Annotated in this window: 26 protein-coding genes; 12 read left to right on the plus strand and 14 right to left on the minus strand. The window is 43.3% G+C overall.

The genetic code is table 11. The annotated features are described in order from the left end of the window. The first annotated feature begins 369 nt into the window (after positions 1-369). Positions 370-1,137: an SDR family oxidoreductase gene (locus ACMXYW_RS12005; protein ID WP_415881978.1), complete on the plus strand. Its 768-nt coding sequence runs from the start codon at positions 370-372 to the stop codon at positions 1,135-1,137. Between the two features lie 63 nt (positions 1,138-1,200). Here the strand turns inward: ACMXYW_RS12005 and ACMXYW_RS12010 are convergent, their stop codons facing one another. Next, on the minus strand, positions 1,201-3,123 hold the full coding sequence (locus ACMXYW_RS12010) for a PhoX family protein (protein ID WP_415881979.1): 1,923 nt from the start codon (positions 3,121-3,123) through the stop codon (positions 1,201-1,203). A 352-nt stretch (positions 3,124-3,475) separates the two neighbouring features. Here ACMXYW_RS12010 and ACMXYW_RS12015 point away from each other — a divergent pair, with 352 nt between their 5' ends. From ACMXYW_RS12015 to ACMXYW_RS12030, 4 genes are all read left to right on the plus strand, one after another. Further along, positions 3,476-4,132, plus strand: a complete 657-nt coding sequence (locus ACMXYW_RS12015) for a DUF2057 family protein (protein WP_415904213.1) — start codon at positions 3,476-3,478, stop codon at positions 4,130-4,132. A 48-nt stretch (positions 4,133-4,180) separates the two neighbouring features. Then, a complete protein-coding gene (locus tag ACMXYW_RS12020) occupies positions 4,181-5,137 on the plus strand; it encodes a porin (RefSeq protein ID WP_415904214.1) in 957 nt (318 codons plus the stop codon). A gap of 142 nt (positions 5,138-5,279) precedes the next feature. Continuing rightward, on the plus strand, positions 5,280-6,647 hold the full coding sequence (locus ACMXYW_RS12025; RefSeq protein WP_415904215.1) for an AmpG family muropeptide MFS transporter: 1,368 nt from the start codon (positions 5,280-5,282) through the stop codon (positions 6,645-6,647). Positions 6,648-6,722: 75 nt separating this feature from the next. Next, positions 6,723-6,935 (plus strand): hypothetical protein, encoded by a 213-nt coding sequence (locus tag ACMXYW_RS12030; protein WP_415881983.1) that lies wholly within the window; start codon positions 6,723-6,725, stop codon positions 6,933-6,935. Between the two features lie 50 nt (positions 6,936-6,985). On the opposite strand, the gene ACMXYW_RS12035 is transcribed toward ACMXYW_RS12030, so the two are convergent. Further along, on the minus strand, positions 6,986-7,468 hold the full coding sequence (locus ACMXYW_RS12035; protein WP_415881985.1) for a YajQ family cyclic di-GMP-binding protein: 483 nt from the start codon (positions 7,466-7,468) through the stop codon (positions 6,986-6,988). 108 nt (positions 7,469-7,576) lie between these two features. On the opposite strand from ACMXYW_RS12035, the gene ACMXYW_RS12040 reads away from it, so the two are divergent. From ACMXYW_RS12040 to ACMXYW_RS12050, 3 genes are read left to right on the plus strand one after another with little or no spacing between them, the layout of a single operon-like run. Continuing rightward, the gene (locus ACMXYW_RS12040) at positions 7,577-8,476 is read left to right on the plus strand and encodes a 2-dehydropantoate 2-reductase (protein ID WP_415904216.1); all 900 of its coding nucleotides are present in this window, start codon (positions 7,577-7,579) and stop codon (positions 8,474-8,476) included. Positions 8,477-8,505: 29 nt separating this feature from the next. Next, on the plus strand, positions 8,506-9,072 hold the full coding sequence (locus ACMXYW_RS12045) for a cob(I)yrinic acid a,c-diamide adenosyltransferase (RefSeq protein ID WP_415904217.1): 567 nt from the start codon (positions 8,506-8,508) through the stop codon (positions 9,070-9,072). Between the two features lie 28 nt (positions 9,073-9,100). Then, positions 9,101-9,424, plus strand: coding sequence for a hypothetical protein (locus ACMXYW_RS12050; RefSeq protein ID WP_415901756.1), 324 nt, complete (start codon positions 9,101-9,103; stop codon positions 9,422-9,424). Here ACMXYW_RS12050 and ACMXYW_RS12055 read toward each other — a convergent pair whose 3' ends face one another. The 4 genes from ACMXYW_RS12055 to cobU are packed head-to-tail and all read right to left on the minus strand — an operon-like array spanning position 9,425 to position 13,199. Beyond that, complete coding sequence (locus tag ACMXYW_RS12055) at positions 9,425-10,984, minus strand: HDOD domain-containing protein (RefSeq protein ID WP_415904218.1); 1,560 nt, start codon at positions 10,982-10,984, stop codon at positions 9,425-9,427. 8 nt (positions 10,985-10,992) lie between these two features. Next, the gene (locus tag ACMXYW_RS12060) at positions 10,993-11,607 is read right to left on the minus strand and encodes a histidine phosphatase family protein (RefSeq protein WP_415904219.1); all 615 of its coding nucleotides are present in this window, start codon (positions 11,605-11,607) and stop codon (positions 10,993-10,995) included. A 21-nt stretch (positions 11,608-11,628) separates the two neighbouring features. Beyond that, positions 11,629-12,684: a nicotinate-nucleotide--dimethylbenzimidazole phosphoribosyltransferase gene (cobT, locus tag ACMXYW_RS12065; RefSeq protein WP_415904220.1), complete on the minus strand. Its 1,056-nt coding sequence runs from the start codon at positions 12,682-12,684 to the stop codon at positions 11,629-11,631. Beyond that, positions 12,681-13,199 (minus strand): bifunctional adenosylcobinamide kinase/adenosylcobinamide-phosphate guanylyltransferase, encoded by a 519-nt coding sequence (cobU, locus tag ACMXYW_RS12070; RefSeq protein ID WP_415904221.1) that lies wholly within the window; start codon positions 13,197-13,199, stop codon positions 12,681-12,683. Before cobU ends, cobT begins: the two co-directional genes overlap by 4 nt. Positions 13,200-13,336: 137 nt before the next feature. On the opposite strand from cobU, the gene ACMXYW_RS12075 reads away from it, so the two are divergent. After that, entirely contained in the window at positions 13,337-14,515 is a 1,179-nt protein-coding gene (locus ACMXYW_RS12075) for an NnrS family protein (RefSeq protein ID WP_415904222.1), read from the plus strand. A 79-nt stretch (positions 14,516-14,594) separates the two neighbouring features. On the opposite strand, the gene ACMXYW_RS12080 is transcribed toward ACMXYW_RS12075, so the two are convergent. Further along, positions 14,595-15,578, minus strand: a complete 984-nt coding sequence (locus tag ACMXYW_RS12080; RefSeq protein ID WP_415904223.1) for an MDR family oxidoreductase — start codon at positions 15,576-15,578, stop codon at positions 14,595-14,597. A gap of 136 nt (positions 15,579-15,714) precedes the next feature. Here ACMXYW_RS12080 and ACMXYW_RS12085 point away from each other — a divergent pair, with 136 nt between their 5' ends. Further along, positions 15,715-16,470 (plus strand): FadR/GntR family transcriptional regulator, encoded by a 756-nt coding sequence (locus tag ACMXYW_RS12085; protein WP_415881995.1) that lies wholly within the window; start codon positions 15,715-15,717, stop codon positions 16,468-16,470. 204 nt (positions 16,471-16,674) lie between these two features. Continuing rightward, on the plus strand, positions 16,675-17,220 hold the full coding sequence (locus tag ACMXYW_RS12090; protein WP_415904224.1) for a YhcB family protein: 546 nt from the start codon (positions 16,675-16,677) through the stop codon (positions 17,218-17,220). Here ACMXYW_RS12090 and ACMXYW_RS12095 read toward each other — a convergent pair. After that, a complete protein-coding gene (locus ACMXYW_RS12095; protein WP_415904225.1) occupies positions 17,217-17,978 on the minus strand; it encodes a Nif3-like dinuclear metal center hexameric protein in 762 nt (253 codons plus the stop codon). The genes ACMXYW_RS12090 and ACMXYW_RS12095 overlap by 4 nt on opposite strands. Before the next feature lie 77 nt (positions 17,979-18,055). On the opposite strand from ACMXYW_RS12095, the gene ACMXYW_RS12100 reads away from it, so the two are divergent. Next, entirely contained in the window at positions 18,056-19,201 is a 1,146-nt protein-coding gene (locus tag ACMXYW_RS12100) for a S1C family serine protease (RefSeq protein ID WP_415904226.1), read from the plus strand. A gap of 93 nt (positions 19,202-19,294) precedes the next feature. Here ACMXYW_RS12100 and hisD read toward each other — a convergent pair whose 3' ends face one another. The 6 genes from hisD to ACMXYW_RS12130 all read right to left on the minus strand — a co-directional run bounded on the left by hisD (position 19,295) and on the right by ACMXYW_RS12130 (position 23,842). Further along, positions 19,295-20,602 (minus strand): histidinol dehydrogenase, encoded by a 1,308-nt coding sequence (gene hisD / locus ACMXYW_RS12105; RefSeq protein ID WP_415898906.1) that lies wholly within the window; start codon positions 20,600-20,602, stop codon positions 19,295-19,297. Between the two features lie 2 nt (positions 20,603-20,604). Continuing rightward, positions 20,605-21,252 carry an ATP phosphoribosyltransferase gene (hisG, locus tag ACMXYW_RS12110; RefSeq protein WP_415885433.1) on the minus strand — a complete coding sequence of 216 codons (648 nt, stop codon included), beginning with the start codon at positions 21,250-21,252 and terminating at the stop codon, positions 20,605-20,607. Positions 21,253-21,270: 18 nt separating this feature from the next. Next, positions 21,271-22,533 (minus strand): UDP-N-acetylglucosamine 1-carboxyvinyltransferase, encoded by a 1,263-nt coding sequence (murA, locus tag ACMXYW_RS12115; protein ID WP_415882001.1) that lies wholly within the window; start codon positions 22,531-22,533, stop codon positions 21,271-21,273. Between the two features lie 21 nt (positions 22,534-22,554). Further along, the gene (locus ACMXYW_RS12120) at positions 22,555-22,797 is read right to left on the minus strand and encodes a BolA family protein (RefSeq protein WP_415882002.1); all 243 of its coding nucleotides are present in this window, start codon (positions 22,795-22,797) and stop codon (positions 22,555-22,557) included. Positions 22,798-22,910: 113 nt separating this feature from the next. Beyond that, on the minus strand, positions 22,911-23,201 hold the full coding sequence (locus ACMXYW_RS12125; RefSeq protein WP_415904227.1) for an STAS domain-containing protein: 291 nt from the start codon (positions 23,199-23,201) through the stop codon (positions 22,911-22,913). Then, complete coding sequence (locus ACMXYW_RS12130; RefSeq protein WP_415898909.1) at positions 23,201-23,842, minus strand: MlaC/ttg2D family ABC transporter substrate-binding protein; 642 nt, start codon at positions 23,840-23,842, stop codon at positions 23,201-23,203. The genes ACMXYW_RS12125 and ACMXYW_RS12130 overlap by 1 nt, the downstream gene beginning before the upstream one ends.

Here is a 23,842-nt window from a genome sequence, read left to right on the forward strand (position 1 = left end):
TTTAAACTTGTATTGATCTAGATTTTTTTACTAAACATACCCTTTTCTTTTTATGGTCAGACCAAAAAATTTCAACCCTAAACCACCATTTTCAGTCTAATTTTCACGTTTTAAGTGCTAAAAAATCGTCTAAAAAAAAACCAATACCAAAGTACCTATACTTTTTGCACTGCGAAATTATCATTTAAAAACATACAGTTAGCATCTGCAAAAAATCAAAAAAATACCGGTCATGAGTATATTAAACTTATTGATAAATGAATCTATGGAGCAACAAGTAGACTTTTTTGCGAAAGCGGGATAAGTTTAAATTCTGCACAATGACGCAACGCACAAAAAAGAGTCAAACCGAAGTAAGGTAATCCTAAAATGGAACTCAAAGATAAAGTAATTGTTGTAACTGGTGGTGGCCGTGGTCTTGGTCGTTCAATGGCACTTGAACTAGCAGAACAGGGCGCAAAACTTGCTCTAGCTGACCTAAGCCAAGAAGATCTAGATACGACTGTTGGCCTTTGCATGGAAAAAGGCGTCGAAGCACGCGCTTACATCTGCAACGTAGCTAAAGAAGACGAAGTAGAAAAACTATTCAATGACGTTGTAGCTGATTTCGGCACGCTACACGGTCTAGTTAACAACGCTGGTATCACTCGCGATGGTCTATTCATGAAAGTTGATCGCGAAACTGGCAAAGTTGTTAAGAAGATGTCTATGGACCAGTGGAACCTGGTTATGGATGTTAACCTAACTGGTACTTTCCTATGTGCTCGTGAAGCTGCTGCTCACATGATCGACCTAGGCGTTCCTGGTTGCATCGTAAACATCTCTTCTATCTCTCGTTCAGGTAACATGGGCCAGACTAACTACACAGCAACTAAAGCTGGCGTAGAAGCAATGGCTGTTACTTGGTCTAAAGAGCTAGCTCGCTACGGCATCCGTGCTGCTTCCATCGCTCCAGGTTACATCGGTACTGAGATGGTTATGAGCATGAAACCAGAAGCTCTGGATAAAATTGCTGCAGGTATCCCAGCTAAGCGTCTTGGTAAGCCAGAAGAAATTGCTAAGACTGTTACGTTCATTCTTGAGAATGACTACGTTAGCGGTCGTTGCTTCGAAGTTGACGGCGGCCTACGCGTTTAATCTTCCAAGCTCTATAAAAAAACCGGCTTTCGCCGGTTTTTTTGTGCTTATCAATAATTGCTATTAAGCTCCAATCACTCCGCCATCGTCGCGTGTTATCACTACAATGGTTGAACGCGGTTTACTGTCACCACCAGCTGGGAAATGCGAAGGCTTACCCATCTCTCCTGGGTGTTGAATCCCTACGAACATAGATTTTTGATCCGGAGAGAACGTCAACCCCGTCACTTCACAGGCAATAGGCCCCGTTAAGAAACGATGAATTTCGCCCGTTTCTGGGTCTGCACATAACATCTGGTTGTTACCCATACCAGCAAAATCATCGGCATTAGAGTATTTACCATCGGTCATGATCCATAGACGGCCACCTTTGTCGAAGCCCAATCCATCCGGACTATTGAACATATTTTCGGTAGTGATGTTACTACTACCCGCTAACAGCCCATCTTGATGAATGCTTGGATTGCCCGCGATCAGGAACAGATCCCAACTGAATTCAGTAGCCGTATGGTCACCATCAATTGGTGTCCAACGTACAATCTGTCCGTACTTATTCTCTGCTCGTGGATTTGGTCCACCTACAGGCTGACCCTCTTTCTTGCCCCGATGCTTATTATTCGTCAGCGTACAGCATGCACTTGATTTATTAGGATGCACTGCAACCCATTCAGGTCGGTCCATGGTCGTTCCACCCACTTGCGTTGCTGCTAAACGTGTGTGGATAAGTACTTCTGCCTGACTGTTAAAGCCATTCTCTGGCGTTAATCCATTCTTACCGAAAGTGAGTTCCAGCCATTCGCCTTTGCCTTTCAATTCACCGTGATCAGCACTGAACTTAGCCACATATAAAGTACCATCAACTAGAAGATCACGATTTCTACTCTGGTCATTGACATCATATTTACCTTTTGACACAAATTTATACAGATGCTCACCGCGCTCATCATCTCCCAGATAGACCACAACATGACCTGAGTCATCAACCATCAGAGCTGCATTCTCGTGTTTGAAGCGACCTAACGCTGTACGCTTAAGCGGCTTAGACTCAGGATCCATCGGATCGATCTCTACCACCCAACCATGACGATTCGGCTCATTTGGGTTTTTAGCTAGATCAAAACGCTGATCAAACTTACTCCATTGATAACGTTTATCTTCCGCTTTTAATCCGTAGCGCTTTTGTTCCCCCGGGATACGATGAGCTTCGTCCTCAGTACCAAAATACTTATGGAAGTTTTCTTCGCAGGTTAGATAAGTGCCCCAAGGCGTTTCACCATTGGCACAGTTATTAAAGGTACCCAATACCTCACGACCCGTTTGGTCGGCAGCCGTTTTAAGCAGATCATGCCCTGCCGCTGGTCCCGTCAACTGCATTGGGGTATTTGCAGTAATCCGACGATTCAATTTACCACTACGATCAACGATCCAGCCCTCAGCGGTTTGTTGAATTTCAAAAACAGACACACCGTGAGCATTTTGGGCTTTCAACACATCATCGGCGGTCATCATGTCACCTTTGTGGTCATACAAAAGATCAGTGTTGGTGTATTCGTTATTAACAGCTAATACTGCACGATCGCTAGATAAAGGAAACAATGACATGCCATCGGTATTATCACCAAACTGCAGTGCCTGAGCAGACGCCGGCGCTCGTCCTGTTGGATCAAATTCCGGTGCACCCTCAAAGATAGGGTCTCCCCAAGAAATAAGGCTGTTTACCTTATAGCCCTTTGGCACAACCACTTTATCTGCTGTACTACTGACAATAGGCTCAAACCCGATAAGTTTACTCTTAACTTTTGTTCGGATTGCTGCCTGTACAGAGTTTGCAATAGGTGACATACCGATAAAAGCACCTAAGCCTAGCGCGCCAGCCCCAGTCAAAAAGCCACGACGGCTAACCGCTTTATCTGCTAGCTGAGTAAACTCTGAATCTTGTTCCTGATTTAAATTACTGCATAGATCATGTGAATTGTTATAGCTCATAGTGATTCCACTAAAAAATCGAAGTGCATCTTTCCGTATAGCCCTACGCTTGGGCACCAGAAATCAAAGCTAGTCCTAGTTAATGACATATCAATAAACATTAAATGAAGCTATTGCTAAGAAAAACTAATTCAACAACACCTATAAAGAGAAACAGGTTAACTTCAGGGTAAAAACAAAGCAATCGATCAAAAATAAACCACACATTAAAAAGGCGTTTCAAAACAGCAATATCCACGTAACAAAAACTTAAAGAAAATAAATCCCAGCACAATAAAAAAGAAACATTTCTGAAATAAAACCCACCTATTATTGCGCCGCAACAACGAATTAATTTTTCAAGGCAATAATTTTGAAAGTTTTAAAATCCATTTTATTACCAACTTTAACTGTAGTTTCATTAATTGCTACAAATCACTCTTACGCTAATAACTCTCTTTTATTAGGCGAAGGGGTTAATCTAATTGCAGTTAATGGCGAAGAAATTAATTCAGACAGTTTATTCAGCAGTAGTACAAAGCATAATCTGCCAAATGGTTTAAATCAGATCCTCGTTGATTACACTGCCGAAATAAAAAAAGGCGATGACTTTGAACTAGAGAAAACTAAAGCCTTTGTCTTACTTTTCGAAAGCAGTGATACAAAAATCAATTTATCAGCACCGCTGATCGAAAGAATCAAAGATTTAAAAGAGTTCGAAAAGAATAAGAATTGGACATTAAAAAATAGCGCCAATCAAAACATCAGCTACAAGGTCAACACTATTGATAATAGTGGATTCCAATTAAGCCGTGATTTCGAAGAAGAATTAGCAAGATTCAACAGAGGCAACTCTGTTGCTGCTTTACCAAAAAGCAAAATAAAAACTCCAAATAACATCAACAATAAAGAATCAAAAAATGATGTTATCAAAAAAGAAAATATGGCAATGGAAATGCTTATTTACTGGTACAACCAGGCAGACCTTAATACTAGAAAATCATTCAAAGAACTTATTAAAAACAAATAAGTTTCTACAAGTTTATAACCCTATACTAAAACTCCTTGGAGAGAAGACATGAAAAAGCTGATCCTGGCTTCTGCTATTGCTGCTATTGCTGCTAACACTGCTACTGCAGCGACTGTTTATGAAAATAAAGGCCTGACGTATAAAATCAAAGGTGACTGGCAGGTTCAGTTGCGTGACAACGCTAGCAAAACTAAAGATACTGAAGTGGAATTTGATGATTTAGAAATCAAAAACACTATCACTTATGATCTAGGTAACGACCTACAAGCATTTGGTCAGGTAGATTTCGGTTTCAAAAACGAAGCTGAAGGCAAAAATACAGAAAACCTAGAAGAAGCTTACCTAGGCCTAAAAGCTCACAACGTATCTGTTGCTGTGGGTAAGATGGATAAAGCGATTGATGATTTCGCTATCGAAGGCATGATCGAAGAATACACTGGTGAATCTATCTTTGATGCAACGGGTAGCACTGATGGCGATGACGTAATTCGCGTTGATGCGGAATTCGAAAATGTAACACTAGCGGTATCCCACGAACTAGAAGCAGATGGCGAAGGCAGCGATGACGGCGAGTCTACTGAACTATTCGTATCTGCTGATCTAGGTGTTGTTACGCTAGGTGCTGGTTACCAGACGCTAGAAAACACCAACACTGGTGACGAAGAAGACAAAGATCTTTGGGGCGTGAGCGCACAGTTCGATGCAGGTTTCGCTGAGTTTGTAGTTGACTACGGTGAAGCAGAAAATAATCTTTCTGCTAACAGCGATGAAGAGTTTTTCCACATTGGTGCTTCTTTCAAAGCTTCAGCTACAACTAAAATCACAATTGGTCATTCTGAACTAGAACGAGATGGCGCATCTGACAAAGAACAAACTTACGCTAATGTTGTGTACAAGTTCCCAGCTCAGAAAAATGTTCGTCTATTCGCTGAGATCAGTGACGTTGATGAAGATGGTCAAGATCTAGATATGGATGTTCTTGCTGGTATCCGCATCAAGTTCTAAGAAGTTTAAGCATCAACTTGTCCCCCCCCTTCAGATAAGTTGATGCTAAAAACTTTGGGCCCAGTTTTTACTGGGCCTTTTTAGTTGCTATAGATCTATTCGAAAGCGACAATAAACGCCTACTACACGGAAGGCGTCATATATGTCATCAGTTGATTCCAAAACTGAATCTTGGCTTGATACAGCTAAAATCTATCTTCACCCTAGAGCAATCACACTTCTGTTTTTTGGTTTCTCTTCTGGCCTTCCTATATTACTTGTCTTTGGCACTTTATCCTTCTGGCTTCGTGAAGCAGGCGTAGAACGGAGTTTAATCACCTATTTCTCCTGGGTTGGTTTAGCCTATGGCTTCAAATGGCTTTGGGCTCCCTTAGTTGATCGCTTAAGCCTCCCCTTACTTTCAACTTGGCTTGGTAGGCGCAGAAGCTGGTTATTGCTTTCGCAGATCATGCTAGTCATCGGTTTAACCGGGCTTGCCTTTTCCAATCCCCATGAAAACCTTCAATATATGGCGTTGTTAGCACTGGTCGTCGCTTTTAGTTCCGCGACCCAAGATATAGTCATTGATGCTTACCGTATCGAATCAGCTGGCGAACGCTTACAAGCAGCCATGGCCGCTACTTATATGGCCGGCTATCGTATTGCGATGATTGTGGCGGGTGCCGGTGCACTTGCTATTGCAGCGTGGACCTCAATTTCACCTGAAAACTATGACATCAATTCTTGGAAGTATGCCTACTTAATCATGGCGGCTTTAATGTCTGTGGGAATGATGACTACGTTTTTAGTTAAAGAGCCTGCTTCTGTTGAGATGGATAATGAAACGCTTGAACAACAACAAAAAATTATTGAATTTACTCAACGTAATGCGCACCTTCCCAATTTTCTATCTCGCTTCTTAGGCTGGGCTTATATAGCGATTGCTTGCCCATTTATCGACTTTATACGTCGTTACGGTATGCAGGCCCTTATTATTCTTGCGTTAATTGGTACTTACCGAATTTCTGACGTTATCCTTGGAATTATCGCTAATGTTTTCTATGTCGATATGGGCTTTACTAAGGAAGAGATAGCGCAAATCATCAAAATTTATGGCGTAGTTATGACCATCGTCGGCGCAGGGCTAGGCGGTATTCTGGTGAATCGCTTTGGCGTGAGAAAGATCCTGTTCTTAGGCGCGCTGTTAGTTTCCCTCACCAATCTTCTATTTGCTTGGCTAGCAACCCTCGGTAATGACACCACAGCACTTACAATCGTTATCTCTCTGGATAACTTGAGTGGCGGTATCGCTACCGCGGCCTTTGTCGCCTACCTATCTAGCCTGACAAATATTCAATACTCAGCTACACAATATGCTCTTTTCAGTTCGATGATGCTGCTATTCCCTAAATTTCTTGGCGGCTTCTCTGGTGGCTTTGTCGATAGCTTTGGCTACCCCTGGTTCTTCACTGCCGTTGCGATCATAGGTCTACCCGTATTGATATTGATCTGGATCAGCCCAAGAAATTAAATGTAAATCATTATCATTTACATACATATAAATCTAGGTTACTCTTCTTAGCACTTAACAAGGAGGGATATACCGATGACTTATATGATTGATGCTTGGTTTGAACGTAACAACCCTTACCTGAGAGTCATTCACCGCTCTACGGGAATTTCAGTCGTTAATTGGCAAGGCGATACGCTAACCAGCAAATTACAAAGCGGTGCTATCTGCGTAGACGACTTTGAAGCAACACCTTCGCAGGATTTAGTAAAAGAGATCTTTCTTCTGGATTGTTTAGAACAAGATTAGTCAGGTGAAAGCTCATTCACCTGACTTTGTTGAGGCAGTAACAGGTAGGTTTAGTCGCGGAAGTTATTAAACTGCAGAGGTAATTCCAGATCTGCTTCGCGCAGCATCGCCATTACACTTTGCAAGTCATCGCGTTTCTTGCCTGTTACTCGCACCTGCTCACCCTGCACCTGCGCCTGTACTTTCAGCTTGGCATCTTTAATTAATTTTACAATTTTCTTAGCCAATGGCTGATCTAGGCCTTGCTTAAGAATCACTTCCTGTCGTGCACGCATATTCGCTTTTTCTGGATCTTTAATCTCTAAGCAACGAATATCAATTTTGCGGCCGGTCATCTTAGTTTTAAGCACATCCATCATCTGCTGCAGCTGAAAATCAACTTCTGCCTGCAAAGTCACGGTAGATTCAGTTTGCTCAAACCGCGCATCAACACCTTTAAAATCGTAACGCATCTGAAGTTCACGGTTAGACTGGTCAACAGCGTTGGTAACTTCGTGCAAGTCTAGTTCAGACACAATATCGAATGATGGCATGAGGCTTCTCCCTATTTTTTTGCCGATTCTAGCTGACCTTTACCTCCATTTCACGTCACAATAGAGAGATAATATGATCCACTATGCTGAAGATTAAGAGAATTAAGCATGAAAGAGAGATGGTACATACTTGGCGCTGGCTCTATTGGTAATTTATGGGCCTGCAATCTCGTTTCTGCGGGTTTTCCCGTCACTCTTATTTTACGTAATTCGGCTAAGCTTTCTCGATTTAAAGCAAACAATGGCATTCAATTAGCCGATCAAATGCATAGTTGCGAAGCTGAACTCGCCGATGATTCGTCGTTAATCCCACAACTGATTATCACGACCAAATCCACTGATACTCAAACCGCTTTCAACTCGATAAAGCATCGACTGGCAGATGACGCACATGTTGTTGTGCTGCAAAACGGTATGGGTAGCCAACAATGGATAACAGATCAATTACCCAACGCTGAAGTTGCTTGGGCATCAACAACAGATGGTGCATGGTTAGAATCTGAATTCTCTGTGGTTCACGCAGGCAAAGGAGTTACTCGTATCGGCTCACCCGATAAAGCGCTCGATTGGTTAGAACAATTAAATTGCGGTTTCTTAGATTTACAACCTGACCCAGAAATAGCTACAACCTTGTGGCGCAAGCTAGCGATTAACTGCGCCATAAACCCTTTAACTGCGTCCTTTGACTGTAAAAATGGCGAGTTGGTTAGCAACCCTAACTATCTAAATGAGATGGTATTAATCTGCAATGAGGTAGAAAAGGTCGTAAATGCACTCAATCTAGAGCTATTTGATGGCCCTTTAATTGACCATGCTTGTCAGGTAGCAGAATTAACCGCAAATAATTTTTCCTCGATGAACCAAGATGTGAAACATGGCCGTATAACAGAGATTAATCAGATTACCGGCTATCTATGTGAGCAAGCAGACAAACTAGATATCACGGTGGATATCAACAAGTACTACCTTGAAAAAATTCGGGAACTACATCCTCATAGTAATACCTAATCCAGTGGTTTCCTTCTCTAGGAGCAGTAATGAGTAACAGGCTTAGTAAGATCTATACCCGTTCTGGCGATCAAGGCCAAACCGGATTAGCCAATGGCGAACGTGTATCTAAGACCGATTTCAGAATAGAAGTGATCGGCACGGTTGATGAACTTAATAGTGCAATAGGCATAGTGATCGCAAGCCTACCTTCAGATGAATCAATTACGAAACTGCTGCAAACCATACAGCACCAGTTATTTGATCTTGGCGGCGAGTTAGCAATTGCAGACCCTAGCTATGTCGTTATTACTCCGACAGAGATAGAATACCTAGAGGAACAACTGGACTTACTGAACTCAGAGGTGCCGCCTTTGAAGGAGTTTATTCTCCCTGGAGGAACCCTTTCAGCCAGTTATACCCATTTAGCGCGTAGTATTTGCCGACGCGCTGAAAGACGAATCATAGCACTACTTCAAGATGAGTCAGCTCAGGTAAATCCTAACTCTGGTATTTATCTAAATAGGCTGTCCGATCTGCTTTTTGTGGCAAGCAGAATAATAGTGTTAAGGCAGGGCGGTGAAGAGATTCTTTGGCGATCCAAAGAAGTTAGATAATACAACTCACCTAATGGGAGTAATAAAAATGAGAGCGCTGTTTTTTTCTGCGTTAATGCTACTAACACCTGCAGTTTTTGCTGACTGCTCAACAGATCAAACCATCTGTGAAGCTAAATGTTCAGTAAAACACTTTACTGATGATGCCGCTGAGCTAGGCTGTAAATCAAAATGTGTCGCTCAACGTGCAATGTGCTCCACCGAATCTGGTGCTAAAACCGTTGTAGAGAAAGGTGGTGAGGTTATAGAAGATGGCGTTGAAGTGAGTAAAGACGTTATCGATGATGGCGTAGAGATCAGCAAAGAAGCTTGGGAAGATACTAAGTCATTTGTAAAAGGCATGACTGAATAGTCATGCCGTTTGTCTAGCTTTACTGTCAGCGTACATTAAAGCTAGACGCGTTTGGGTAGAGAACTGGTTAAACGTATTAAAGTCCTCTTCCGAGACAGGACCACGCCCTTTTAAACGATCCGCATACAGCATACCAATAACCCGTTTCCCCATAGTTAACGGTATCAATACAAACCCTTGGCAACCTACCTGTTTAACAAAGTTTGGTGGTAATCGCTTATCCCAGCCATCTTCATCCAGATCATTGACCAATAAAGTCACTTGCTTAGCTAGAACCTTAAAGAAAAGATCATCCGCCTTGCCCGATTTATCCCTTTCAAAATAAGTTTGCAGTGGATCAAGCTCATCACCTTCAATAATTTTTACCGAAAGGTGTGTGTTAGATTTGCTGAGCAGACAAAGCATACTGCGATCAAACTGTCCGCATTCACCAATAGCTTCCACCACTAACTTAAATACTTCGTGTATCTTGCCATCAGCAGCGATCAATTCTGTTAGCTGATTGAGATATCTTAGTTGCTTAGAGTTTCGCTTCGATTCAGCAGCAGTCGGCGATGATTTATCTTCAATACTTTCAGTTTGCTCAACCTCTTCCAACTCCACTTCATTATGAGCCAAGAAAGATAGCTGACGCACCATATCATCTTTAGCAACATTACCTGTTTCTGCATAATCAGGAATGAGGGAGCGAGCTTTTAACCCATAATTACGACTGACTTTAGCTACGCGCTGAAAACACTGTAGAGTGATTTCTCCGACATCATCAAAAGGAATATCCCCAACAAGAGATACAACATCTACAACCTTATCATAGGGCTGCTCATTATTTTGATCTTGCCCATAAAGCTGCTGGACTAAACCATGACTCAGCGTAGGTAAAGTCGCCAGCAAATTACTTTTCTCATCAATATGAGCTAAATCAACAGGCGCCATTGTATTCAAAATCTGCTTTGGATATCCCCAACCTGCAGCCAACTCTCTACCTAATTCGCTAAAGCTCATACCCAGCACTTCAGCTTGAATACGTGGCCACTTTTTATCTCCCCTTTCCTTCAACCTAAGCATTTTTCGATATTGCTCCGGTAAGGTACAAGCCACCATGATTTCCCCTAATCCAAATAATAATGCAGCCATATAAGCTTCTTCTGGATCGACTGTCTTTCGACTTTTAAGCGCAAGTTCTTTAGCCATATTGGCACTCAAGAACTGCCGCATCATCATCCCAGGCACATCCAGATCGGGGTTTTCATCATGAAAGCTTTCAATCAGTTTAAGGGTCAAACTGATATTTTTAATTTGATTAAAACCGAGTAATACCACCGCACGCGATACTACCGTGATATCGCCTTGGCCTCGTTTGTAAACAGGTGAATTCGCGAGTTTAATCAGTTTGGCAGATAAGCCTGTATCTTTCATGATGGCCATAGCTAAAGCCATAGCATCACTTTCCTCAGAAGCGCTGATCTGCTGTATACGATTGACCGTTGCACTAAACACTGGCAGATCGCCTAAACGATCAAGGCTCCGGTGAATATTTTTAAGCGTTTCGGTGTATTTCATTCGTTATCCTATACGACAGAATCAGGTAGCGGCCGGATATTACTACTTAATAACTGTGGCCAACATTGTTTTGCGTCATGATCAAACCTCAGTTTCGCAAAATGCGCATAATCAATCGCAATTCGGCTCCAACGATCGGCATTAATGCCCAACATATCCCCGATCAGGCACCGAATCACCCCACCATGAGTAACAACTAATACCTTTTTTTCAGATAATTGCAGCAACCGCTCTTTAACCATAGCTATTCGTTGCTTAAATTGCTGAATAGTTTCACCATTTGGTGCAGGATAATCCTGCGGCGCTTGCCAAAACTTATCTGCTGCGACGGGGTTTTCACTATAAACCTGCTCAAAACTGACGCCATCCCAGTCACCAAAGTCCAACTCTTGTAATTCATCCCAGACTTGTAACTCGATTTGCCGTGTATTGGCTAACCAGCTCGCACTATCCAAAGCTCTCTTTAACGGCGAACTCACAACTAAGTCCCACTCACCATTAGCTAAAACAGCTTCACAAGTAGATCTACCTTTTTCAGACAAAGGGCTATCGGTACGGCCTAAATAGACGCCTTTAAGTGCAGGCTCACCATGTCGGAACAGATCAACGAACAGAGTATTCAAAAAAGATCCTTACTATAGGTTTTAGTCCGACTTTTCACTCACACCAGCACTAGAGAATGTCGCCATCTGTTTATGCAACAAACATGCTGTTTGAATCACGCTTACCGCCGTTGCAGCACCACTGCCCTCACCAAGGCGCATATCCAACGCTAACAAAGGCTCAGCAGACATGGCAACAAGTACTTTATGATGAAATTTTTCCGCAGATTGATGACCAAAGATCATCCAGTCTTTAGCTAAGGGGCAAATGATACTGGCCATATATGCAGCCGCAGTGCTGATAAACCCATCCACCACAACCGTAATACCTTCCCTTGCTGCCGTCAGATAAGCGCCAACCATCGCGACAATTTCAAAACCGGCTAATGATTGAAGCAACTCAAAGGGAGAATCGCCTGTGCACAGGTGTAACTTAAGCGCCTGATCGATCACTGCCGTTTTATGTTCAAGCGCGTCACCTGAAACGCCCGTCCCAGCTCCAACTACTTCTTGGGCTGTTAGGTTCATTGCCGCGGCTAAAACTGTGGCAGCAACGGTTGTATTACCTATACCCATTTCACCGGCGATAAATAGTTGAGCGCCCGACGATTTAGCTCTTAAAACTGTCTCCTCTCCCACATTAAGCGCAGTAACCAATTGCTCACTGTTCATCGCTTGGCTCTTCGAAATATCAGCACTTTGCGAAGCGATTACTCGATTAAGCACATTATGATGTTCAACCGGCACCACCGTACCTAAGTTGATCACTTCAAACTGCGCTTTAAGTTGCTTAGCTAGAACAGCGATTGCCGCGCCTCCTTCTGCGAAATTCAGAATCATTTGCGATGTAACTTCTTGTGGGAACGCAGATACATTCTGAGCAGCCACCCCATGATCTGCAGCAAAAATAGAAATGCTTACACGATCAGCCGAAGGTAATGTCTGCGCTTGCATGGCAGCCATTTGCACAGCTATTTTTTCCAATACACCTAAAGAACCGGGTGGTTTCGTTAGGTTTCCTTGATGAGATAAAGCAGTTTGTTCAGCTTCAACGTTTAAAGGCTTAGCTTTAATCTGCGACCATTCCTGCAAGTTCACTTAATATCTCCTTTAACAGCCATTGGAATACCCGCCACTGTTAACGTTACCACTTCCACTACGGCAGCCAAATCTTGATGTAATCGACCTGTATTATCTTGAAATTGGCGACTCAATTCGCCCATAGGGACAATGCCCCAACCTACCTCATTCGAAACCAGTATTAAGTCCCCTTCAAAATCATCTACAGCAGCAGTGAGAGCCTTCATGCCTTCCTGCATAGGTTCCAAACCTTTTAATAACAGATTGGTTAACCATAGAGTTAAACAGTCAACTAAGACTGTTTTTCCCTTACCACTCAAACTAGTGAGCGCATCTGGCAAGTCATAAGGGATCTCTTGTATCTCCCACTCGCTGGGTCGATTCTGACGATGGAGTTCAATACGCTGTTCCATCTCCGAGTCTTGTGCTTGAGCGGTAGCGATATACACAACAGGCTGGCCCGTGGTGGTAGCTCTTTCTTGCGCCACCTGACTTTTACCCGACCTGGCACCACCTAAAATTAACTGTCGCACTGAAATTCCTCGTCAAAAACTCGTTGTCAGATCAATAAAATGAACGTTAACACTTCTTTAAAATGTATCTTTAATACACATTTAATAATTCTTAGTGTAGATTATAACACTGCTGATATAAGCGGCGGAGAGATCCCATGATCCAACTACAAGAAAGGCGCACCCCGTCTCCCTTTTCACTTTTTAATTTGGCATTTCGCCCATTTTTCTTAGGTGGCGCACTCTCAGCCATACTTTTAATGGCTGCATGGCTAGTTATCTATAGTGGCGGCATTCAGCCTCACCACTATAACTATGGGGTATTCTGGCATGCCCACGAAATGCTATTTGGTTTCTCTCTAGCAATCATCGCCGGCTTTTTAATGACCGCTGTTAAGACATGGACTAACGTGCAAACCCTTTACAGCTGGCCTCTCGCGGCACTTTTTTTACTCTGGTTTAGTGCGCGTTTAATGCCCTTATTCCCAGTGATCGAACCTTGGTTGATCGCTGTCACTGATTTAGCCTTCGCGCCTATGGTGGCCGCTTGCGTGGCTTGGCCAGTTATTAAGTCTAGAAACTATCGTAATTTGATGTTTGTGCCACTCCTGCTCGGCTTCTTTGTAGCCAATCTACTCATGCACCTGCAACTACTTGGCTACACTGAGACAACAGCATCTAAAGGTATTCAACTAGGCCTGTTTTTAGTCATCATGGTCATAAGTATCTTAGGTGGACGCGTTATTCCATTTTTTACCGAACGCGGAGTTGAAGGCGTAAAAGTCACAAAACATGCTTGGCTGGAGAAAGCGATTATTCCCCTAACTGCGATTTGGGTTCTTTTAAGCCTGACAGAGATTAAGCCTCTAATTATTGGCATCAGCCTATTAGTGGGATTCGCTAACCTTATTCGGGTTGCTGGCTGGTTCGATAAACGGATTTTTGCGGTACCCTTGGTGTGGATTCTTCAGTTTGGCTACCTGTTTGTAGCGTTGGGTTTTATCCTTTATAGCCTAAGTTTACTGGATCTAATTAGCACTTCGATTGCTTACCACTCCTTTGCTGCTGGAAGTATTGGGGGGTTAACACTGGGAATGATGGCGCGTGTTTCTTTGGGACACACAGGTCGACCTCTTAAAGTCGGACCGCTCATCATTACTGCCTTTATATTGATGCTATTAGCCGCAGCTGTGCGATTAAGCGTGGGGCTATTACCTCTTTCTTACCTCACAACGCTGCACTTATCTGGCACGCTATGGATGCTCTCTTGGGTACTATTCCTAATTATTTACACCCCAATTCTGATAAAACCTCGATTAGATGGCTTATACGGATAGTTCAGCCTTCGATCTAATCAGCCCATAAAAAAACGGCTCTAACATAGAACCGTTTTTTTTCAATTAAACTGTAGATTACTTAGCTATTTAGATCTACAACCACTCGACCTTTAACTTGGCCATTGGTGATACGTTCAGCATAGTCAGGTAATTCATTTAGCGCGATGATTTGAGCAATATCACCCACAGCATTATCAGGTAATTGTGCTTGTAGCCTTTTCCAAGCTTCTTGACGACGCTCATAAGGGCACATCACCGAATCAACCCCTTGTAAACGAACATTGCGAAGAATAAAAGGCATAACCGTTGTTGGTAGTTTAAAGCTTGCAGCAAGACCACATGCTGTTACAACACCGCCATAATCGGTTTCAGATAGAATTCTACCTAAGATATTATCACCCACAGTATCAACCGCACCGGCCCAGCGCTGTTTCTCTAGAGGCCTTGCTGGCTCTGCCATCTCCTCTCGACTTACAATCTCTGAAGCACCTAAGCCTTTAAGATAGCCCTCTGTTTCAGGGCGCCCCGTAATCGCTGTCACTTGATAACCAAGCCCAGCCAAGATTGCTACTGCAACACTACCTACACCACCAGCGGCCCCACTAACAATGACTGGACCTTTATCAGGTGTAACACCGCCCTCTTCCAAAGCCATGACGCATAACATTGCGGTTAAACCTGCTGTACCAATCTGCATAGTACGAACAGGATCCATGCCTTCAGGCAGAGGCACTAACCAATCTGCATTTAGGCGAGCATACTCGGAAAATCCACCCCAATGGTTTTCTCCTACACCCCAACCTGTCAGTACAACTTTATCGCCTTTTTGATAACGATCATCAGCACTCTCTTCTATTGTGCCAACTAAATCGATGCCCGGTACCATAGGAAAGTTGCGAATAATTTTGCCCTTGCCTGTAATGGCTAAACCATCTTTGTAGTTTAACGAGGAGTAATCGACTTTAACCAAAACATTCTGATCTGGTAATTGATCCAAACTCAATTCCGTCACTTCTGCTACAGTCTTACCGTCGTTTTGATTTAACACGAGCGCTTTGAACATGCCGATCTCCCAACTTATTTATCTATTTGTCATACAAATATAAAATAGATTTTTATATGATACAAGCTATGATGTTATTGTTTCAGTTTATGTAGAATAGCTTATTCGTAGTATTAGCAATCCTATGGAGTAATACGTGAGTCTAGAAGTAGCCCCGATCAATAAGTCCAGCTTGTCTAAACAAGTCGCTGACCAATTACAGGAAGCGATTTTAGATGGCTCTCTAAAAGCAGACGATCGCCTTCCTACAGAAGGTGAACTAGCTGAACGCTTTCACGTATCGCGCCCTACGGTTCGAGAAGCACTCAAGCGCTTAGCTGCTAAGAACTTAATTCGTTCACGCCGAGGGCCTACTGGCGGCACGTTCGTAAACCACTTAGGTGCTGAAGAGCTCAGTGACCAGATGACTACCGCTGCAACCCTGTTTGTCAGCATGAATCAGATATCTTTAACTGAGGTGAGTAGCACTCGATTAGAGTTAGAAAGCTTATGCTGCCAACACGCCTGCGCAAATAGGTCCGAACAAGACCTAGAAAAACTGCGAGCTGAATTAAATTATCAATCCAATACCAATATCAGCCCTGAAGATTTCTGTGCCGCTGATGTTCGCTTTCATCGCGCTATAGCCGATGCAAGTGGTAACCGTATGCTAAGTTTTGTGATGTATTCGTTGATCGAGGCTCTGCAACCGGTTGCTAACATGATTGCTTACCGTTTCCGCGAAAGAGAAATTATCTTAGGACAACATCGTAGACTACTAGGTGCGATTGAAGATCGAGATATCAATTTAGCTAAAGCTATCATCAAGGAACAGATTGAGTATCTCGATCAGTTACATTGCGAGGCCCAGTCCTCTCATCAAAAAGCGGCAGAACAAAGCGCCTTAAAGTGATGATACGGATAAATTCGACCAATCTATAGTTCATTTATCCGCGGATAAAGTCGAAAATTATTTATTATAGGCAGGGATAGATAATTGATTTATCCTTGCACAAAGCTCGCAAAGATCCCTTGATGCTGTACCTTATAAAATAATTCAGGCTCTCTTTGTCAGCACCTAATTCAAATTAAAATGCCAAGTTTATAAGGAGTTTTTGTGGAAAACGTTTGGCTTATTAGTATTGCAGCCCTTGTTGTTGGCGCCGTAATTGGTTTTTTGATGGGACGTTCTGGCGGAGGCGCACAACGTCAAGCAGAACTCGCTGAAAAACTTGAAAGCACCCAAAAAGAACTAGACAGCTACAAGACTGAAGTAACTGAACACTTTGAAAAAACCGCAGCGCTAGTTAACAACCTGACTAACAGCTACAAAGATGTTCACGAACATCTTGCTACTGGCGCGCAAGGCTTATGTCAGCCAGGAAGCGTTGATCTAGCCATTGAACCCTCTTTGACTCCGAAACTAGAAAGCGAAGCAGAAGAACCTTCAGCTGAAGCAAAACCTGCTACCGACACAGAACAAGCAGAAAGCTCTTCAGAACCACCTAGAGATTACGCACCTAAATCACCTGAAGATGAAGGCACGTTATCTGAAACTTTTGGTTTGAAAGAGGAACAGGAAACTAAAGAGGAAGAGCAGGTTCCTGCTGATGCGCATAGCAATGTAGACGCAGAAACAGCAGAGCCTAAAGCAAAAGCTTAAACGGGATTGTCTATATCGATAAACTGGTGCTGAATCCCAAACTTCAGCGCCAGCTCTTCACCTAATGCCTTGGCACCATAGCGCTCCGTTGCATGATGGCCTGCACCAAAGTAGTGAATACCATTCTCTATCGCACTGTGGAAGGTTGGTTCTGAGACCTCACCAGAGATAAAAGCATCCAAGCCCTGCTCTATCGCCTTCTCGATATAACCTTGGGCACCTCCCGTACACCACCCAATCTTTTTAATAGGATGGTCTCCGCCTTTAAGAAGTAGAGGCTTACGTTTTAAAACCGCCTCTATATGATCAGCAAACCCTTCTGCAGAAATAGCCTCAGCTAATTCACCCGTGTTTCCAATACTACGAGGATTACCAAGTTCTAAAGCCCCAAAACCCTCGATTCCTAAAAGCTTAGCCAGTTGAGCATTGTTGCCGATCTCAGGGTGCGCATCTAATGGCAGATGATAAGCAAGCAAGCTTATATCATTATCTAGCAAGGCTTTGATGCGACGTTTTTTAATCCCTGTAATACAACTATTCTCTCCTTTCCAAAAAAAACCATGATGTACTAACAATACATCAGCCTTTTCATCGACAGCTCTATCGATCAAAGCTTGAGAAGCCGTTACACCAGATATAACTTTACAAACATCGCTACGCCCTTCCACTTGCAATCCATTCGGACAATAATCTTTAAATTGGTTTGGTTCTAAGCGCTGATCTATATATGCAATTAGATCTGATAGTTTTACCGACATTCTTCTGTTATCCATTCACAAAGGGAATATTAATCGTATAATTCTAAGCTTGTTTATGGCGTTTCGACTATACACTCATGCGTAAATTTAACTCTCTTTTCTGGCCTATTCTCTCAGGCGTGCTTGTCGCCATTCTTCTTTTACAAGTCTTTCCAGATCTATTAGATAGCTCAAACTCTACCATTGAGTTCCGTGAAGCCCACAACAACACGGTTCTGCAAGGAAATATTGGTCCTGTATCTTACGCAGATGCTGTAGAAGTCGCTGCCCCTGCAGTTGTTAATATCTACACCCAAACCGTTGTAAGACAGAATGTACACCCTCTCTTCAATGATCCTTTTTTCCGCAACTTCTTTGATTCCGACAGCATTCCACAACGAGAACGGGTTCAGTCCAGCCTAGGCTCTGGTGTAATTCTTAGCTCTCAAGGTTATATAGTTACAAACAATCATGTAATTTCGGGTGCCGATAGCATTATCGTTGCTTTAAAAGATGGGAGAGAAGCTGCCGCAGAAGTGATCGGTACAGACCCAGAAACAGACTTAGCCGTTTTAAAGGTTACATTGGATAACTTACCAAGCATTACTCTCGGCCAAACTGAAAATTATCGTGTTGGGGATGTAGTCCTAGCCATCGGCAACCCATTTGGTGTTGGGCAAACCGTAACTATGGGCATCATCAGTGCCACGGGCCGAAACAGTGTCGGCCTGAATACCTATGAAGACTTTATACAAACAGATGCGGCCATCAATCCGGGTAACTCTGGCGGGGCTTTGATTGATGCCTTTGGCAATCTGATTGGTATTAATACCGCAATTTTCTCTAAATCAGGTGGTTCTCAAGGCATAGGCTTTGCGATTCCATCAGACCTAACCAAGCAAGTGATGCAGGACTTAATACAGCACGGTCGCGTTGTTCGCGGTTGGTTGGGCATTGAGATACAAGAGCTTACGCCTAGCCTAGCTGAATCATTTGGCCTTAAAAAACTTCAAGGACTTATCATTGCAGGCGTGTTCCGCAACGGTCCAGCCCATATAGCGGGCCTGCAACCCGGTGACGTGATGCTGACCATCAATGACAATCCTATTTTGGATGGCCGTAAATCAATGACTCAAATAGCTCGACTGCGCCCAGGTCAGGTAGTCTCCGTTAAAGTGCTTAGGGAAGGTAAAGAACTCTCATTTGATGCTGAAATTGGCGAACGCCCTAAAAGCCGTAACTAATTTTGCATTACTCAGCAAATGACTTTTACCCTACAAACAAAAAGGGCCGCCATTTCTGGCAGCCCTTTATCAAAAGTTGTCTAAGTTTTTCAGTTAAGACTTAATGCGGTATTCCGCCGAACGAGCATGCGCTGTAAGGCTTTCACCGCGGGCAAGTACTGATGCAACTTTACCCATTTCAGAAGCTCCATCTTCAGAGAACATGATCAAAGAAGAACGTTTCTGGAAGTCATATACACCTAGAGGAGAAGAGAACCTAGCAGTGCCAGAGGTCGGTAAAACGTGGTTAGGACCTGCACAGTAATCACCTAGTGCCTCAGCTGTATAACGCCCCATAAAGATCGCACCTGCATGACGAATCTTAGGCAATAACGCTTCAGGATCTTCTACAGACAATTCCAAGTGCTCTGGAGCGATACGGTTTGAAACTTCGATCGCTTCATCCATATCTGCAACCTTAATCAGCGCTGCACGAAGACGTAGAGAGGTTTCGATAATCTCTTTACGCTCCATAGTTGGCAACAATTTATTGATGCTGGCTTCTACCGCATCAATGAAGTGTGCATCAGGTGTAACAAGAATTGGCTGCGCATCTTCATCGTGTTCAGCTTGGGAGAAAAGATCCATCGCAACCCAATCAGGGTCAGTCTGGCCGTCGCAAACCACAAGAATTTCTGACGGCCCAGCAATCATATCGATACCAACAGCGCCAAATACCGCACGTTTCGCTGTTGCCACAAAGATGTTACCTGGACCTACAATCTTATCTACTTTAGGTACAGTTGCTGTACCATAAGCTAAGGCTGCAACCGCTTGTGCACCACCAATACAGAAAACGCGATCAACGCCTGATAAACATGCTGCTGCAAGTACCAGCTCGTTAACTTCACCACCTGGTGTTGGCACAACCATAATGATCTCTTCAACACCCGCAACTTTTGCTGGCATTGCGTTCATCAATACTGAAGATGGGTACGCAGCTTTTCCGCCTGGTACATACAGACCAACACGATCCATTGGCGTTACTTTCTGACCTAGCATAGTGCCGTCGGCTTCAGTGTACTGCCACGAATCAACAAGTTGACGCTCGTGGTAGCTACGAACACGCTCAGCAGCAATTTCTAGGGCTTTACGCTGATCTTCAGGAAGATTGTCCAAAGCAGCTTGCAGACGCTCTTTGCTCATCTCAAGCTCAGACATCTCTGAAACAGACGTATTATCAAAACGGTTAGTGTACTCAACAACCGCAGAATCGCCTTCTTGCTCAACACGCTGAAGGATCTCATTGACGATCTGATTTACTTTTTCATCAGATACCGCTTCCCACGCAAGCAGTTTATCCATCTGCTGACGGAAATCAGCCTGAGTAGAATCTAGACGTTTAATATTCAAATCAGTCATGATTACGCTTCTCCATCACGGCGAGCAATTGCATCAGCTAATTTATCTAAGATCGGTTGGATCTGACGGTGCTTCATCTTCATTGAAGGCTGACCAACAACCAAACGTGAGCTGATATCCGCAATCTCTTCCATCGGCTCTAGACCGTTAGCTCGCAAAGTATTACCTGTATCTACGATATCAACGATGCGATCAGCTAAGCCCATTAGGGGTGCTAATTCCATAGCGCCATAAAGTTTGATGATATCGACCTGACAACCCTGTTTGGCAAAGTAGTCACGGGTCACATTGACAAACTTACTAGCAACTTTCATTCGACCTTCAACTGGCTTAGCCCCTTTCATACCTGCAACCATAAGCTTGCACTTAGAGATTTTCAGATCCAAAGGCTCATACAAACCAGCAGCACCATGCTCAAGCAGAACATCTTTACCTGCGATACCCATATCCGCGCCACCGTACTCAACATAAGTCGGTACGTCTGTAGCACGAATGACAACCAATTTGATGTTGTCATGGTTTGTATCAAAAATCAGTTTACGGCTGCTATGAATATCCTCTGCCGGCACAATGTCAGCTTCCGCCAATAAAGGCAGAGTTTCTTTGAGGATACGTCCCTTGGACAGTGCAATCGTTAGTTGCTGCTTCATAGCGTTCTATATACCTGTTTAACCTGGAACACGCTTAATACGTGCGCCTAATAACTGTAATTTTTCTTCAATACACTCGTAACCACGATCGATGTGGTAGATACGATCAATTACGGTGTCACCGTCTGCAACCAATGCAGCAATAACCAAACTTGCAGAAGCACGCAGATCTGTTGCCATAACAGGTGCTGCCTGTAAACGTTCGACCCCTTCTACAACTGCTGTATTGCCATCAATATTGATTTTAGCGCCCATGCGAATCATCTCTTGCATGTGCATAAAGCGGTTTTCAAATATTGTTTCTTTGAGAATACTGACACCTTCAGATACCGCATTCATCGCAGAGAATTGCGCTTGCATATCTGTTGGGAATGCAGGATAAGGCGCAGTAGTTACATTAACTGCTTTTGGACGCTGGCCTTTCATATCCAGTTCGATCCAGTCATCGCCCGTAGTTATGTGTGCTCCCGCTTCTTCAAGCTTTTGCAGAACAGCATCAAGAATGGCTGGCGATGTGTTTTTGATCTTTACCTTACCGCGCGTTGCCGCTACAGCTGCTAGGTACGTACCCGTTTCAATTCGGTCAGCAACCACAGGGAATTTACAACCGTGTAGTTTTTCAACGCCATTCACAACAATGGTATCTGTTCCGTGACCAGTAATGTCTGCACCCATGGCGATCAAGCATTCTGCAAGGTCTACCACTTCGGGTTCACGAGCAGCATTTTCAAGAATACTTTGGCCTTCGGCCAGCGTAGCAGCCATCAGAATATTCTCAGTACCTGTAACCGTTACAGTATCAAAGAATACTCGGGCACCTTTTAAGCGACCATTAGTTTTAGCACGGATATAACCACCTTCAACAACAACGTCTGCGCCCATTGCGCGTAGACCTTGAATATGAAGATCGACTGGGCGTGAACCGATCGCACAACCACCAGGAAGTGATACTTCAGCTTCGCCAAAGTGCGCCACCATAGGGCCCAGTACCAAGATTGATGCACGCATCGTTTTTACTAGTTCATAAGGTGCAACTAGTTTATCGATTGTGCTGGCATCAATTTCTACATTTAATTTTTCATCAATAACTAGCTCAACACCCATACGACGCAAAAGTTCAAGCATCGTCGTAATGTCATGTAAGTGTGGCAAGTTACAAATTGTAACTGGCTCAGACGCTAGCAAAGCGGAAGCAAGAATAGGTAACGCCGAGTTTTTAGCACCGGAGATGCGAACTTCACCTGTGAGCTGCTCGCCACCTGTAATAATAAGTTTATCCATGGTCAATCCAGTAAAAGGCGTTTAGTTCTGGGAAGCTTCCCACTGCGCTGGGGTGTATGTCTTAATCGTTAGAGCGTGAATCGTTCCATTTGCGATATGCTCATTCAAGCAAGCATAGACAAGCTGCTGACATTTAACCGGACGCAGCCCTTCAAACAGTTCACCTACAACGGTTACCTGAAAATCACACCCTTCACCTGCGGTTGTAACTACACAGTTCTCAAGTTGAGATTCCAGAATCTGCTTAACCTGTTCAGCCTGCATGCAAAGCTCCCGATAGAATACTTCTAGATAAAAATAAGGCGGAAATAATACCGGATCATGACAAAAAAGGCGATGCTAAGCATCGCCTTAAATCCAATATCACTGAATACTAATCAATTTGTTAGATCTTCTAGCCCAACCAATTTTGCAATACCCTGCATTTCTACAGGTAAGTTGATCGGCTCAAGCTCCAATTTATTACGTTTTGCAAAACGTAAACAACACAGCCAAAAAGACAACGCAGAACTATCTACTGAAGTAACCTCGGCAAAATCTACTTGTGCCTTACCATTCAGTCCAGACAATAACGATTCGACCTGCTTACGTAGTTGCATGATCACAGGGAATTTAAGCTCCCCTTCAATCGCAATTAACTGCGCTGACTTAATGCTAGCGTTTGTCATTAAGCACTTTCCTTGTCTGGGTCTACCTTATCTTTCCAGCTCGTAATAACTTTATCGACATTATTACGATTACGCTGCATCAGATCTGCAAACTGGTTTTTAAAGCTAAGTTTGATATTTACGCTGCCATCCAAAACAGCGTTCACTAATTTCCACTCATCTGCACTCTTTTTCATATAGTAGATCAGCGCAAACTTAGTACCATCTGCAGCAAAAACGTTTACAGTCACAATCTGCTTTTTCTCATCAGGGCTTTCTTTACGAGGTGGCACCATCTCGTAACGTTCAATCTTGAACCCGACAAGCGCTTTAGCGTAAGTTTTCAACAAAGTTGTTTTAAAAACACCACTAAACTGTTCACGCTGTTCCTTTGAAGCTCTACGATAGTACTTACCCATTACACCTTTTGCGATGTAATCGAAATCCACTACAGGAGAAAGGATAGTGTCAATTTCTGCAACTAATTGATCTTTCTGCTCTTCCTTTAGAAGCTCTTCATTTTCTAATAACTGAAGAACGTCTGAAGTAGCACCTTCAATCACTTTACCCGCTTCTTCCCATGATGCATAAGCATTGAAAGAAAACATGAAAGCAACGATCGCAGCCAAATGACCTAATCGATTAAAAACCTGCTGTAACAT

Source organism: Neptuniibacter sp. QD48_55 (assembly GCF_047778115.1).
GTDB lineage: Bacteria > Pseudomonadota > Gammaproteobacteria > Pseudomonadales > Balneatricaceae > Neptuniibacter.

Excerpts from the sequence above, each read along its gene's own strand:
- ACMXYW_RS12005 (WP_415881978.1), top strand. The coding sequence starts at position 370 with ATGGAACTCAAAGATAAAGTAATTGTTGTAACTGGTGGTGGCCGTGGT.
- ACMXYW_RS12010 (WP_415881979.1), bottom strand. The coding sequence starts at position 3,123 with ATGAGCTATAACAATTCACATGATCTATGCAGTAATTTAAATCAGGAA.
- ACMXYW_RS12020 (WP_415904214.1), top strand. The coding sequence starts at position 4,181 with ATGAAAAAGCTGATCCTGGCTTCTGCTATTGCTGCTATTGCTGCTAAC.
- ACMXYW_RS12025 (WP_415904215.1), top strand. The coding sequence starts at position 5,280 with ATGTCATCAGTTGATTCCAAAACTGAATCTTGGCTTGATACAGCTAAA.
- ACMXYW_RS12030 (WP_415881983.1), top strand. The coding sequence starts at position 6,723 with ATGACTTATATGATTGATGCTTGGTTTGAACGTAACAACCCTTACCTG.
- ACMXYW_RS12035 (WP_415881985.1), bottom strand. The coding sequence starts at position 7,468 with ATGCCATCATTCGATATTGTGTCTGAACTAGACTTGCACGAAGTTACC.
- ACMXYW_RS12040 (WP_415904216.1), top strand. The coding sequence starts at position 7,577 with ATGAAAGAGAGATGGTACATACTTGGCGCTGGCTCTATTGGTAATTTA.
- ACMXYW_RS12045 (WP_415904217.1), top strand. The coding sequence starts at position 8,506 with ATGAGTAACAGGCTTAGTAAGATCTATACCCGTTCTGGCGATCAAGGC.
- ACMXYW_RS12050 (WP_415901756.1), top strand. The coding sequence starts at position 9,101 with ATGAGAGCGCTGTTTTTTTCTGCGTTAATGCTACTAACACCTGCAGTT.
- ACMXYW_RS12055 (WP_415904218.1), bottom strand. The coding sequence starts at position 10,984 with ATGAAATACACCGAAACGCTTAAAAATATTCACCGGAGCCTTGATCGT.
- ACMXYW_RS12075 (WP_415904222.1), top strand. The coding sequence starts at position 13,337 with ATGATCCAACTACAAGAAAGGCGCACCCCGTCTCCCTTTTCACTTTTT.
- ACMXYW_RS12080 (WP_415904223.1), bottom strand. The coding sequence starts at position 15,578 with ATGTTCAAAGCGCTCGTGTTAAATCAAAACGACGGTAAGACTGTAGCA.
- ACMXYW_RS12095 (WP_415904225.1), bottom strand. The coding sequence starts at position 17,978 with ATGTCGGTAAAACTATCAGATCTAATTGCATATATAGATCAGCGCTTA.
- ACMXYW_RS12100 (WP_415904226.1), top strand. The coding sequence starts at position 18,056 with ATGCGTAAATTTAACTCTCTTTTCTGGCCTATTCTCTCAGGCGTGCTT.
- hisD (WP_415898906.1), bottom strand. The coding sequence starts at position 20,602 with ATGACTGATTTGAATATTAAACGTCTAGATTCTACTCAGGCTGATTTC.
- hisG (WP_415885433.1), bottom strand. The coding sequence starts at position 21,252 with ATGAAGCAGCAACTAACGATTGCACTGTCCAAGGGACGTATCCTCAAA.
- murA (WP_415882001.1), bottom strand. The coding sequence starts at position 22,533 with ATGGATAAACTTATTATTACAGGTGGCGAGCAGCTCACAGGTGAAGTT.
- ACMXYW_RS12120 (WP_415882002.1), bottom strand. The coding sequence starts at position 22,797 with ATGCAGGCTGAACAGGTTAAGCAGATTCTGGAATCTCAACTTGAGAAC.
- ACMXYW_RS12125 (WP_415904227.1), bottom strand. The coding sequence starts at position 23,201 with ATGACAAACGCTAGCATTAAGTCAGCGCAGTTAATTGCGATTGAAGGG.
- ACMXYW_RS12130 (WP_415898909.1), bottom strand. The coding sequence starts at position 23,842 with ATGTTACAGCAGGTTTTTAATCGATTAGGTCATTTGGCTGCGATCGTT.